This is a genomic window from Sphingobacterium kyonggiense, from assembly GCF_039536825.1.
In the GTDB taxonomy this organism is placed as follows: Bacteria; Bacteroidota; Bacteroidia; order Sphingobacteriales; family Sphingobacteriaceae; genus Sphingobacterium; species Sphingobacterium kyonggiense.
Genome location: NZ_BAAAZI010000009.1, coordinates 115,292 through 129,132, shown reverse-complemented (window position 1 = coordinate 129,132; position 13,841 = coordinate 115,292). Strand labels below are relative to the sequence as shown.

Here is a 13,841-nt window from a genome sequence, read left to right as displayed (position 1 = left end):
ATACCAGAATATTTTAAACCAGTTCTTTAACATGTTATTCGTATTTGATGTAGGTGAGTGAATTAATACGAGTTGCTGAAATTGCCTTTCCCAATACAATAAGCATGGTTAGAACAAACATCATGACTAAAGCCATAAAGAAAGCATATATTGGTAAATCAATACGATAGGCAAAGTTTTCTAACCATTTCTGCATTAGGTAATAGCTAGGAACAATCGCTAGGATAAAACCAACAGTAAGTAGAATGATGTATTGCTTGATAAGATTTAAAACTAATTCCTTTGTTTCAGCTCCTAGAACTTTTTTGATGGCAATTTCTTTATATCGACGTTCAATGGTATAGGATGCTAAGGCGAATAAGCCTAAAAGTGCAATACTAATAACAACAACCGTTAGAATACTGAAGACATTACGTTGTTTTACATATTGAGCATAGGTTTTCGCAAATTGCTGATCCACAAATTCAAAACTGAATGGTCTTTCGGCATCTACATTTGATTTCCAATACGTTTCAATTTGGGAAATGGTTTTATCCATATCTTCAGGCTTTAATTTAATAATCAAACTGTTTAGGTTAGTTTGCATCCAAGACACTGTTTTGAGGTGAAAAAAGGTCATTGGTGGTATCTTATTATCTAGTCCTGCTAAATGAAAATCATCAACAATTCCAATAACTTTCAAGTCACGTCCATTCCATTTTATTGTTTTATTTAATATTTCTTTTTCACCAATCATTTCAACCGCTGTTTTGTTCAGCAAAACAGCATCAGTGGTATCGGATGAGAGGTTTACCTGAATGTTTCGACCTCCCACAACCTTAATATTGTACATGTCTAGGGTATTAAAATCGATACCCATATTTTGAGATTGTACAGTTTTATCATTGTAGTTAAAACTAGTAGAAGAAGAAGCACCACGACCAATGACGAACGTAGCTGCAGTAACATCGCTTACACCTGGGATTTTTTTCAATTCTTGTTTCATCAGTTCATAATCTTGCAACTTATGTTCTGAACGTTTTGTCCAATCAATACTGATATTTTGATCCGCTTGAAATCCTAAATCTTTCTTCATGGCATAATTGACTTGCACAGAAACTACAATTCCAGATATGATAAAAAATGTAGCAATGCAAAACTGTAAGACAATCATGGTATTCCGTATCCAAATGCCAGATTGGCTTCTGGAGAAATTTCCTTTAATAACCTTTAAGATTTCAAAATTGGCAATATACATGGCTGGTAAAATGCCAGCGAGCAAAATAACAAGAAGGAGAAGTCCTAAAAAGAAAGGGACGTAGTTTAAAAGTTGTACATGAAGATCCTTATCCAACAAGGAATTATAAAATGGTAAAAGAACCTCTACTAAAGCTAATGTTAGAACTATGGAAATCAGTGTGGTTATTGCAGTTTCAAATATCAGTTGAAATACAATATTCTTGGTAGTGCTGCCTACAACTTTTCTAACACCTATTTCTTTGGCCCGTTTCATAGCATATGCTGTAGAAAGGTTGATGTAGTTAAAGATGGAAATAATTAATATCAAAATGGATAATCCAACATTAATATATAAGAACGTGTAATTTCCTTTGCCTGCAGGTAGCCCTGAAGGTAAGTCTGTATTATTTAATCGAACTTGATTTAAAGGCATTAAATGAACAGCAATAGCGCCATGTTTTGAAATATAATCCTCTTTAGATAATCCTGTATCTTTAGCACGAGGGCTTGTTAAGAATTCATCCATTATACTATTCAACTGATTTTGGATAATGGGCAATTGAGTTTCATCTTTCGCTTTAATTAGCAAACCGTAAAGGAAATCACCAGTGTTGTTATTAGCTACTCCATTCTTAATTTGTTCATCCAATAAGTGGAAAACCATATTAGGGCGAAAAGAGGTGCTAGGGTTGCCTTTGTAAACCGTTGTTACAACTAACATTGCCCCTGATGAAGAAGTTATGGTTTTACCAATTGGGTCTTCATCTGCAAATAGTTGAAATGCTGTATTTTCTTCCAATGCCACTGAATTGACTTCTCCCTTAAATTTCAACACATTTCCTTTGATGATTTCAAATGGAAAAAAATCAAAGAAATTGGATTGTGTATTTAAAATATCCTTAATGTAGATTGATTTCCCAGCAATTTGGAATGGTTCATTCAGCTGTTTAGGGGCATAATATAAATAACTATCTAATTCGGGACTTTTTTCTTTTAACCAAGTACCAACAGGTGCGATCATCCAAGCCCATTTGTTTTCATTAAAATCAATAGAAACTTCCGCAATTTTCTCTTTATCAGGCACCCAATTGTTATAAGCATGTTCATCTTCCCAGTATAACATGGCTAATATAACTCCTGTCATGCCTATGGCAAGACCAAAGACTGTTAACAAGAAGAATAACTTGTTCTGAAGTGAATTATATAGAAAGACTTTAAACCAGTTCTTTAACATGACTTTAAATTTTAATATTAGTTTGCACTGATACGGCCATTAGAGCTCTTATCAAAATTGGTCGTTTTAGGATTTCCACTATAACTGATACGACCATTAGAGCTAGCATTGGCATCAAGTTTTTGAGACGCATTCAATTGCAGTGTTCCATTACTTGAGGCACTTGCTTTTACATTTTTAGCATTTAGATTTGACAAATCTACGGTCGCATTGGAGGTGCTATTAGCAACTAAACTTTGCGTATTTCCTGAGATATTCGCTTTTGCATTACTACTCACATCTAGATCTAGATTATCTGCATTTAGGAGCAAGTCTAATTTAGCATTTGAACTAACATGAACCTCCGCTTGACCAGTAGTAATAGATTTAGCATTCATTTTTCCATTTGAACTTACTTTGATATCAACCTTACTTACTTTGATGGCTTCTGATAATTCAATACTTCCATTTGATTGAACTTCAAACGAGTTCATATTTGGGTTGGTATAAACTGTTATCTGCAACTGTTTGACATTTTGTATTTGGGAGTTGGGCTTTATTTGAATGACTAACTTTCCGTTTTTAGTTTCTGTTAGGATTTTATCTATATTCTTTTGGTTATCGGCTTCTACAACAACCTCATTTCTGTTAGAATTAACAATGACAGCATGTATACCGGTACTTACTGATATGCTATTTGGTTGTTGAATTTTACGAACTTCCTTAGTTTGTGCTTTTGCAAATGATGTTACTGCTAAAAGGGCAATGATGATGTATGTTTTCATGGTGTTTTATATTTTGATTGTTTTGCTTTAATAAATGTTTCTATTTAGGATTGAAAGATATCAACCACTTTTTGATTTAATTTTTCACTAAGGATTTCTCCATCTTTCATACTGATTATTTTCTCAGAATAGGCCGCATCATGTGCGGAGTGGGTAACCATTAAGATCGTAGTTCCTTGCGCATGAAGTTTGGTTAATAATTCCATTACCTCATTACCATTGGAGCTATCCAGGTTACCAGTCGGCTCATCTGCTAGGATGATTTTTGGATCACAGACCAAGGCTCTGGCAACAGCAACACGTTGTTGTTGACCACCTGATAATTGCTGTGGATAATGTTGCAAGCGATGGGAAATATTCAGCTTTTCGGCTATTTCCTTAACGCGCTCCTTACGTTCAGAAGCAGGCACCTTATTGTATATTAATGGTAACTCGATATTATCATACACATTCAATTCATCAATTAGGTTAAAGTTTTGAAAGATGAATCCAATATTTGCTTTTCGCAATCTTGATCTTTCCACTTCATTCATTCCCGCAACCTCTTTACCAACTAATTGATAGGAACCTGAACTGATTTCATCCAATAATCCTATAATATTCAGAAGGGTTGATTTCCCACATCCGGAAGGACCCATAATGGATACAAATTCACCTTCTTTTATTATCAAATTAATATTATTCAATGCCTTCGTCTGCACTTCTTCGGTAGCAAAAACTCGGTTTAAATCTTTTATTTGTATCATATTCTTCTTAATTCATTAAAGTTTTATAAATAATGGTATTTATTTACTTATTTCTATTTTTTCAATGTTTTTATAATCATCATATTTTGAGATGATGACTTGTTCATTTTCTTTGAGCCCATCAACTACCTCATAATAATAAGGGTTTTCTCGTCCCAATTGTACGGCTCTTTTGGTCGCTACATGATCTTTGACAACAAATATATATTTGCCTTGTGCAACGGTATTAAAGCTTCCTTTTGGAATGACTAATTTCTGTTCCTTTCCAGACAAGATTAATTTCACGCCAAAGGAGAGTCCCTCTTGTAAACCTTCAGGTTGTTTTCCTTCAAATTCCAATTCAACTTTAAATTGACCTGCTTTTACCTCTGGAAGGATTTTAATAACCTTAACCTCTGTTGATTTGTTCTTAAATTCTATATTCCCTTTTTGACCTGTATTGATCTTATCCAAATAAAATTCATCTACCATAGCGGTCAATTTATAGCCTTTTAAGACATCGATTTTTCCAAGTGCTGTACCGGCTTGTATATTTTCACCAAGATTAGCCTCAAAAGAACTTAAACGCCCTGAAACAGGTGCCATCACTAAGAAATTCTTCTTATTGTTACGAAGTGTTTCTAAACTCTTCTCCATTATTCCCAAGGCCTGATTAATCTGTTTCAACTGTAAGGAATTTGTTTCCTTCTCGCGTTGAATACTCCGTTGAATAATGTTTTTACGTTCATTCTGATAACGTAATTTTTCCTGCGTTACTTCATAATCATTCCTAGCTAGAATCTTCTTGTTATATAATTTGCTATTCAGATCAGATTCCATTTTAGCAGCATTGTAATCATGCTCAATCAAAACCAATTCTTTAGAAAGTTCCAATTCTTGATTACGTATATTCAATTTGGCTACATTGAGTTGATTGATTTGTTCAATGATTCCAGTTTCTTGAGCCAGGTAGTTAAATTCCGTATTTGGGTTATAAATTCTGGCAATAGGAGTTCCCTGAGTAACCATAGCTCCGTTTTCAACGTATAGTTCTTGAACAGATCCACCTTCGATAACATTGACCAAAACAGAGTTTAAAGGGTCGACTTGAGCTTGAAAAATTACAAAATCTTCGAAGGCTTCCATTTTAACAGGTTTTATTAATATTTCAGCAGCTTTAACCTTTAGGGTTTTTGGACGAGTTGCCAAGAAAGTACCCATGCCTACTAAGCCTAAAATAATAAGGCTAATTATTGCAATGTATTGTTTTTTTCTATTTTTACGAGGTACTATGGTATCCATTAGTTTATTAATTTTCTTGATAATAAACACATAAGATTTGTGCCAATAGATTTATAATTTCCAATACATTAAGTCATAGGAAGTTATAAAACCATTAAAATTTACACTTGTCCGATAATGGACATTGTCCGTACAGAAGCGTACAGTTTAATAATTATGAAGAAGATACAAAGCTCCATACTCGTTGTAGATGATCAAGATGAAGTGCTATTAGCAGCAAAATTAATCTTAAAAAGATCTTTCGAACATGTATTCACCTTGAACGATCCTAAGAAGATTTTAAATTTCATCTCCGAGCATCAAATAGAAGTTCTTTTACTTGATATGAATTTCCGTGTTGGATATGAGGATGGAAAGGAGGGGATATACCGATTCCAAGAAGTAAAAGAACATTTTCCTCATGTCAAAATTATCCTAATGACTTCCTATGCCCAGATAGAACGTGCAGTAGAAGGTATTAAATTGGGCGCAATTGATTACATGATGAAGCCTTGGGACAATGAGAAGCTCTTGGAGAATGTTAAACAAGCTGTACAACAATTCCGTAGAGCACAAAGAAACCCAAAGGAGGTGAAAAGCTCATTTTATGAAGGCGTATCCGAAAAAATAAAGGAAACCTTCAGGATAGCAAAACGCGTGGCTATAACAGACGCAAATGTACTTGTATTAGGAGAAAACGGAACAGGAAAGTATGTGTTGGCAGAGTACATACATCAACAGTCAGAGAGAAAGAATGGACCTTTCGTTCATGTTGATTTAGGCTCGCTTCATGAAAATCTTTTTGAGAGTGAACTATTCGGCTATGCAAAAGGTGCTTTCACAGATGCGAAGCAAGATAAACCGGGGAGATTTGAAGCCGCAAATGGGGGGACGATATTTCTTGATGAAATTGGAAATGTGCCTTTACATCTACAAACAAAACTGCTACAAGTTATACAATCCAAGAAAAGCATTCGACTAGGAGAAGCAAAACTTCGGGATTTAGATGTTCGTATCATAACAGCAACCAATAAAAACTTATCGAAAGCAGTAGAACAACAAGAATTTCGTGAAGATTTGTTTTATCGTATTAACACCATCAGTTTGGAGATTCCTGCACTTCGGGAAAGACCAGAGGACTTGGAAGGGATGATTCACTACTTTTTGACGGAATATGCCGAGAAATACCAAACACAAGTACCTTCTTTGGAGCCTTTCTTATTAGAGAAATTGCAGCAATATAATTGGCCTGGAAATATTCGAGAGCTACAAAATCGAATTGAACGTGCCGTCATTATGACTGATCAGGAACCTATAGGATTGAATGCCTTAGGTATTTCAGATAGTATGTTGATTCAATTCGAAAATAAGGATTCAACGCTTTCCAATTTAGAGAAAACGAAGATTGAACAAACATTGATTAAATTCCAAGGAAATATATCACGTACAGCTGAAGAGTTGGGTTTAACACGACAAGCCTTATATCGTAAATTGGAAAAATACCAGATTCAAACAAAATAATAAGATGGAAAAAAAAGAATCAGTTCATCTATTCATACGGTTGTTACTTCTACTGTCGAGCACATTGCTTGCGGGGTTTTGTTTTATGAATGAATTCTATTTTACCGGATTTATGTTAGTCGTATTTGTTTTGATCATGGTAATTGAAGGATACTATTTTATGAAACGTTATTTTAATAAAATTGACAAGGTTATCTCTTCGATGTTATATGACGATTTTACTGTAGATTATCAATTCAATGACCAGAACCAGACGTTAATAAAAGCTAATAAACTATATTATAAACTGAAAGAGAAAGACCGAGATGCTGTTTCTCAAAAGATGCTTTATGACCAGATATTGAATGGTTTGGACTCAGGACTTATCATATTAGATCTAAGCAAAGAAAATCAAGAAATTATGCTGATGAATGAATATTTCCAGCAATATTTTGCAGTTCCTGTTTTAAAGGATTGGAAATTAATGGCTAATTATCTTGGTGATTTCTATGAATTGTTAGAGGCTCGTGAATTTACAGAGTTTAAAACAACATTAGATATTCAAGTTGATCGAGGAGAGCGGCAAACTTTTGTTATTCAAACCTCTATAACTCAAATTAAGCAGGTAAAGTATTATACCGTATTAATTGATTCTATACAGCGTGTAATCTATAGCAAGGAAAATGAAGCTTGGGTAAGCGTCATGAAGGTAATCTCACATGAATTGATGAATTCATTGGCCCCAATACATGCGCTAGCACAAAACATGGATGATATCTTAAAACAAGATAAATGGTCCATAGAAGACCAAGAAGACATGAAAATCAGTATTGGGACAATTATAAATCGTAGCAATCATTTACAGGATTTTGTTGATCGATATCGTAAATTAACCATGTTGCCAAGTCCTGTACTCGCTACGGTGGATTTAAACCTTCTTGTTCATTCCATGATCAGTAATTATCAATTGATATTAAGCAAAAAGGAAATCGAATTAAAAATTACCACTGAACCTAATATTTATGCAGAACTGGATCAATCGCAGTTTGAACAAGTGCTAGTGAATTTATTTACCAATAGTCTTCAAGCATTAACTGAGGTTGAAAAAAAACTGCTCGAAATTAATATCTATCAAAATAATTCTAGGATATTTATTGAATTTACAGACTCAGGTCCAATCATCGATGAGACTATAGTTTCTAAAATATTCCTGCCATTTTATACCACACGGAAAGATGGAGCTGGTATAGGGCTATCTCTTTCTAAAGCTATAATTGAAGCTCATAAAGGTTATCTGTATTATCAATTGAAAAATAATAAGAATTGTTTTGTAATCGTTTTGATCAAGTAATAGCACATTAAAGAAATTAATTCAGAAATTTTTGATATTTTCAAGCTTTAATTAATCCATCAGCACTTCTTGTATGACCCTTCTTGATTATTTCCGTGAGTCCTACCAAATCAATGACGAATTAGAGTTGTTTTTTGATCAACACATGGAATTAAAGGAATTTCAAAAAGGAGATATCATTTTTGAACCCGATAGTCATTTGCGTTATATCTACTATATTGAATCTGGATTTACACGCATTTATTACTTCAAAAACGGGAAAGACATTACACATTATTTCTTTGGTCCCAATAGTTTTAGTACAGGAATAGAGAGTGTGTTTTATGGTAAGCCCTCCATCTTTGGCTTTCAGGCATTAGCTCCATCTAGAATTTGGATGATTCCATTTAATCCAATTGCTGAATTAGCTAAAACCGATATAACAGTTAATCAAATTATACAAAAAGTCCTGTTAGATTCTTTGATCAATTTCTCCAATCGTTTCTATAAAACCCAATTTGAAACAGCGCAGGAGCGATATCAAACTTTGATTGAGGAGAACCCAGCTTTGTTTCAGAATGCAAGCCTTGGACATATTGCCTCTTATCTAGGTATATCCCAACCAACCCTTTCGGTTATTCGTGGTAAATAAACCAAAATTTATTTCTATACTTTTTTATTCCATCTCTTACTAATTGGTATTATTAACCTATAAATAAAGGTTCTGGCAATATATTTTCTTAACCTGATTTTAATCTCTGCCTACCAAGTTTGTGACATTCTTTTCAAAAAACGTCCTTAAAAAAGGTTTTAGGGGCTATTTTTTAAGATATCTAAAAAATAATGACTCAAAACCTTCTGACCTTTGTAGTGTTAAAAGATTAATACAAACTGAAATGAGAAACCACAAGTTAAGAAGAGGCTTACTCAGTTTAAGTATATGTATGGGGACCGGATTTGGTCTTCATGCACAGAGCTTAGACTTGGGAGGCTTTAAAAATCCAGTAGAGCAGGCGGTTTTACATAACAAGACCATTATCAATGCTCAGTTAGAAAACCAAAAAGTAGCATTGGATCGGGAAAATGTAAAAGGCAAATTCCTTCCTACGGTATCAGCAAATGCCATGTATGGCTATTTGAATAGTACAATGGATGTAGATTTACCAACTAAACAACTTCCTATCTTAGGAACTCCAATTTTTGATGGTTCACAAAAGATGAATCTATCTACACAGATTGGAATGGCCGGTGTAACTGCAACTCAAGTCATATTCAGCGGATTTCAAATAACAAATGGACAAAAAGCTTTAGAGCAAAAGTTCAAGGCACAGAATCTATTAACCGAAGCCGGATATGATCAGTTGGCTCAAGAAATCGTCCATAGCTTTGATCAGTTGATGCTGTTGAAGGAAGTTGACCTGTTGATCAATGATTCAGAAAAGCGTCTAAATAAAGAGCATGAGAAAGTTGTCAAGGGAATTGAGAATGGTTTTGCCATACCTTATGACCGTGACAAGATTAAATTGGCAATGCTTGAACTGGAAAGTAAAAAGGCAGAGGTGCAAAGTAATCGAGAGTTACTATTATTTAAATTGGAAGAATTAACTGGCTTGTCGCAAGAAGATTTGCGTCAGGTTACTTATCAATTGGATGAATTGTCCTTAAACCTAAATGAGGCTACGCAAATGAATCGTAAGGAACTACAAGCTTTAGAAGCTTCCTCCAAAGCATATGATTATGTCTTGAAAAAGGAGAAAGGAGCAAAGCTTCCTCAAGTATTTGCATTTGGTAATGTTTCTTATCTGAATGCCTTTGGAACAGATTTAACGTTGAAGGATGTGCCACATTTAGGTGATGTTAAATTTGAAAGCAACCATTTACGTATGGCTCCAAACTTTGCAGTTGGGGTGGGAATGAAATGGACCATATTTGAAGGAAAAGCACATAAAACTTCTGTTGAAAAGGCAAAATTAGATCTTCAGATCAATGAGAATAAATTAGCTGATACAAAGGAGAAATTAAGTCTATTACAAAAGAAAACGGAAGTTGATTATCAATTGGCATTAAAGAAAACAAAAGTCAACGAGCAACAAGTTGCTATCGCAAAGAACAACTTGCACTTGGCATCCCGTCAATTTGAGGAAGGCTTGGCTGATGTTACAGAGCGATTGGAATCAGAGAATGAGTTCTACAAACAATCGCTCAATTATTACAATCAGATATTGAATCAGCGCCTAGCAGCAACAGAATTATTAAAAGCTAACGGAAACTTATATCAAACCATTACACGATAATCATGAAAAATCTAACATATAGTATTGCTTTCTTAATCCTATTACAAAGCTGTTCCAACGAACAAAAGAAACAAAGCAAAATAGAAGGAAAAATAGAACGTGATCAAATAGCAGTCACTACAAAAATACCTGGTAAAATACAGAAAGTATTAGTTGAAGAAGGACAGTTTGTTCAAAAAGGGGATACACTAGTTATTCTTGAATTACCAGAAGTGGATGCTAAATCCATGCAGGCTCAGGGTGCATTAGATGCTGCGCAAGCACAATATGAAATGGCAGTTAAAGGTGCTACTGATGGACAAATGAAACAATTGCACGCCAAAGTCAATGGTCTAAAAGAACAATATGACTTTGCACAAAAGTCCTTAAATCGTATGAATAACCTGTTAAAAGACTCTTTAATCGCTCAACAGAAATACGATGAAGTCTATGCAAAATATCAAGGAGCTAAGAATCAATATTTGGCAGCTCAAGCTGAATTAGCAGATGTACAACATGGTGCTCGTGTAGAGCAACAACGTATGGCATTAGGACAGAAAGAACGTGCTATGGGTGCTGTTTCAGAAGTGAATGTTGCTGCTAAAGAACGCTATATTATAGCGCCACAGGACATGAGTATTGAAAACATCAACTTGAAGACTGGGGAGTTAGCTTTGGCAGGTTATAGCTTGGTATCAGGTTATATTACCGATGGAACTTATTTCCGGGTAACTATTCCTGAAAGTAAGGTGAAAGACTTTCAAAAAGGTAGTCAAAAAACGATTGTGATTCCTTATTTGGATAATAAGGAGGTTTTGACAACTATAGAAACAGTAAAACCGCTAACAGCTTATGCCAATATTAGTACGGCTTATCCTGACTTTGAAGAACAAGAAACAATGTTTGAAGTACGATTGAAGCCTAAAAATGATAGCGAGGCTAAAGAGCTGCTAACTAAAGCTACATTCTTAATCAAACAAGATAAATAGGAGAGGTATCATGAGGAATTTTTGGAATTTAATACAAAGGGAATTTCGTTTATTCTTTCAAAATAAAGTTCTGCTTGTTCTATTTCTTGGAGCACCCATATTATACGGGGTCTTAGTTGGCGGAGTTTATAAAAAAGGTAAAGTAACGAACCTTCCGATTATTGTCGTGGATGAGGATAGAAGTCCATTAAGTAGACAATTGATTGATATGTTTAATGATGGTGAAGTGATCTATGTAGCTAAAGTCTTAAACGATCCATTCTTAGCGCATGATGAGGCGATGAAACATGAAGCTACCGTTGTGGTACAAATACCAAAAGGCTTTTCATCTGCTGTAAACTATAATCGTAGTACTGAAGTGACAATGTTTGTAAATGCTTCAAACACCTTGACCTCAAATTATGCGATGATGGCAGCAAATGTTGCTGCTGGTACTATGAAAGCAGGTATACAAATCAAAGCTCAACAAAAGAAAGGTGTTCCTGAATATGTGGCTTCACAGCAATACGAGCCTTTTAAAACAACCATTATCAAACAGAATATCCGTAGTGGTAACTACTTGTATTTTATGTTGCCAGGTGTATTGTTAACTGTATTGCAACAAGTCATGATGTTGGGATTGGCATTAAGCTTTGCATCTGAATTTGAGAATGGAACTTTCTCTGAATTGGTTAAAAGATCAAGTAATGTTTTTGTCTTGATATTGGTTAAAATATTACCCTATATCTTGATGTCGATATTGATTTATGGATTGTATTATGGTTATTCCATCTGGTACAGAATGCCAATGGATGTTAATGGACCAGCTTTCTTCTTAAGTAGTATTTTATTTCTATTGGCGGTTAGCTTCATTGGTATTCTAGTCAGTATCGCTATTCCAAGTCAATTAAAGGCTACTGAGATTCTGATGGTCATTGCAACCCCAAGTTTTATCTTAAGTGGTTTTACATGGCCACTGAGTCAAATGCCAGAATGGGTGGTTGGTATTGCGAAATTAATTCCATTGACGCATTACCTGCAAATATTCAGAACATTGATTATCGAGAAAGGAACTGCAGATTATATTCACGGACCTGTAATTGGATTGGCTGTTATTGCGGCTGTGACTTTGGTGCTATCAATTATCTTATTGCAATTGAAAATCAACAAGGTCAAGAAAGCAGCCTTAAATCAACCGGCAATAGCTGTTTAGTTAAAGAAACTCCAATTAAATATTCAGTTTAATTGTCTTTTAACAATAGAGTAGGCATCAAAGCGCGAGGCTTTGGTGCCATTTTTTTAAGTCTAATATTCGATCTGATTGCCTTTAAATTCATAAGACAGAGGAGCCTTATTTTCTTGAAAATACTGATAAGAAGTGGCTAGTCTATCCCAAAAATGTGCGGTAGCTTCATCCGTTGTTTTCAGCATAAGCTTATGCTTCTCTGTATGCATAGCATAAGGATAAATCAATACAGAAATTTCATTTTGATCATTTTGTTGGGCAATATCAGTCAATACATATATTTCTTCAATAGCATCATCCCCAATTGCGATACATCCTACAGATTCCATTCCTCCATGAATAAAAATAGCAGATCCTGTAAAACCATTGGCTTGATCGTATGGATTAGGATAGTTTATACCCAATGATAAATGGTATTTACTTTTTGGATTTAGGTGAGTAATTTGATAAAATCCTTCTGGAATTTGCTTATCACCTTCTTGTTTTTTAGGGCCAAGTACGCCAGAAAATGTACTGAATAGATAGCTTTTGAACCATCGAAATTGCTTTTGTGTCTTCCTTTTCACATAAACTTCTAGGATTTTTGCTTCTTTAATAGCAATAAAAAGAATTTCAAGGTTCTCTGCCTTAATATCCAGTTGCTGCAATTCAGCTAATAGATTTTTTTCTTTTCTTCTTTTTGCTTCGACTACACGGTTATCATCAATAGATTCCATAAGCTTAACCTTTTATTACAATCTTGTATTTAGTTAATAGTCCAGCAAGGCTTTGACTAGAGAATTTAGCACCCTTTAATCGATTATTTTCAGGATCCAATTGAATATTAATGGAGCTGGACAAATCGGCTTTTTCTAGATTGGTTTGTACAAAACTAGCATGAAGCAAGTCACAATCCATCAGCTTAGCCTGACTTAAATCACAAGATTCAAAATCAACCTCATGCAGTTTACAAGATTGAAATAGTGTATTCTTTATTTTGCAATTATAAAAAGATGAATGATCCAAGATACTTGATTCGAATGAAAAGCTAAGATTGAACTGATTTGCACTATCAAATCGCAATCCTAAGAGTTTACAATCTTGAAATTTGCAATCCTGAAACATAGCATGTTCTATCGTCGCTAAGCTGAGATTGCAATGCTTAAAAGTACAATCAACAAACTTGTAGTTGTTAAGATTAGCTTTTTCTAGGTTACAATTTTCAAAACGGCAATACTCATATTCAGCGGGTTCTAAAAGTTCGCTTGCGTTTAATTGCTTATAATCTTGGTCTTCAAAATAGGGGATATCTGGCATAAAATT

Annotated in this window: 12 protein-coding genes; 6 read left to right on the top strand and 6 right to left on the bottom strand. The window is 34.5% G+C overall.

What is annotated here, in order from left to right; genetic code table 11:
* Positions 1-34: 34 nt before the first annotated feature.
* Genes ABD676_RS11275 through ABD676_RS11260 form a run of 4 tightly spaced genes read right to left on the bottom strand, consistent with a single transcriptional unit; the run spans position 35 to position 5,243 of the window.
* On the bottom strand, positions 35-2,452 hold the full coding sequence (locus ABD676_RS11275; protein WP_344674784.1) for an ABC transporter permease: 2,418 nt from the start codon (positions 2,450-2,452) through the stop codon (positions 35-37).
* Between the two features lie 17 nt (positions 2,453-2,469).
* A complete protein-coding gene (locus ABD676_RS11270) occupies positions 2,470-3,216 on the bottom strand; it encodes a GIN domain-containing protein (protein ID WP_344674783.1) in 747 nt (248 codons plus the stop codon).
* A 44-nt stretch (positions 3,217-3,260) separates the two neighbouring features.
* On the bottom strand, positions 3,261-3,962 hold the full coding sequence (locus tag ABD676_RS11265) for an ABC transporter ATP-binding protein (protein ID WP_344674782.1): 702 nt from the start codon (positions 3,960-3,962) through the stop codon (positions 3,261-3,263).
* Positions 3,963-4,001: 39 nt separating this feature from the next.
* On the bottom strand, positions 4,002-5,243 hold the full coding sequence (locus tag ABD676_RS11260; RefSeq protein ID WP_344674781.1) for an efflux RND transporter periplasmic adaptor subunit: 1,242 nt from the start codon (positions 5,241-5,243) through the stop codon (positions 4,002-4,004).
* A 156-nt stretch (positions 5,244-5,399) separates the two neighbouring features.
* On the opposite strand from ABD676_RS11260, the gene ABD676_RS11255 reads away from it, so the two are divergent.
* The 6 genes from ABD676_RS11255 to ABD676_RS11230 all read left to right on the top strand — a co-directional run bounded on the left by ABD676_RS11255 (position 5,400) and on the right by ABD676_RS11230 (position 12,506).
* Positions 5,400-6,743 (top strand): sigma-54-dependent transcriptional regulator, encoded by a 1,344-nt coding sequence (locus ABD676_RS11255; protein ID WP_344674779.1) that lies wholly within the window; start codon positions 5,400-5,402, stop codon positions 6,741-6,743.
* A gap of 85 nt (positions 6,744-6,828) precedes the next feature.
* Entirely contained in the window at positions 6,829-8,073 is a 1,245-nt protein-coding gene (locus ABD676_RS11250) for a sensor histidine kinase (protein ID WP_344674778.1), read from the top strand.
* 73 nt (positions 8,074-8,146) lie between these two features.
* Positions 8,147-8,704: a Crp/Fnr family transcriptional regulator gene (locus ABD676_RS11245; protein ID WP_344674777.1), complete on the top strand. Its 558-nt coding sequence runs from the start codon at positions 8,147-8,149 to the stop codon at positions 8,702-8,704.
* A gap of 244 nt (positions 8,705-8,948) precedes the next feature.
* Positions 8,949-10,346: a TolC family protein gene (locus ABD676_RS11240; RefSeq protein WP_344674776.1), complete on the top strand. Its 1,398-nt coding sequence runs from the start codon at positions 8,949-8,951 to the stop codon at positions 10,344-10,346.
* A gap of 2 nt (positions 10,347-10,348) precedes the next feature.
* Complete coding sequence (locus ABD676_RS11235) at positions 10,349-11,314, top strand: HlyD family secretion protein (RefSeq protein ID WP_344674775.1); 966 nt, start codon at positions 10,349-10,351, stop codon at positions 11,312-11,314.
* A gap of 10 nt (positions 11,315-11,324) precedes the next feature.
* A complete protein-coding gene (locus ABD676_RS11230; protein ID WP_344674774.1) occupies positions 11,325-12,506 on the top strand; it encodes an ABC transporter permease in 1,182 nt (393 codons plus the stop codon).
* 92 nt (positions 12,507-12,598) lie between these two features.
* Here ABD676_RS11230 and ABD676_RS11225 read toward each other — a convergent pair whose 3' ends face one another.
* Together ABD676_RS11225 and ABD676_RS11220 are read right to left on the bottom strand one after the other, a co-directional pair.
* Entirely contained in the window at positions 12,599-13,255 is a 657-nt protein-coding gene (locus tag ABD676_RS11225) for a L,D-transpeptidase family protein (RefSeq protein ID WP_344674773.1), read from the bottom strand.
* Positions 13,256-13,259: 4 nt separating this feature from the next.
* Positions 13,260-13,835: a pentapeptide repeat-containing protein gene (locus ABD676_RS11220; protein ID WP_344674772.1), complete on the bottom strand. Its 576-nt coding sequence runs from the start codon at positions 13,833-13,835 to the stop codon at positions 13,260-13,262.
* Between the last annotated feature and the right edge of the window lie 6 nt (positions 13,836-13,841).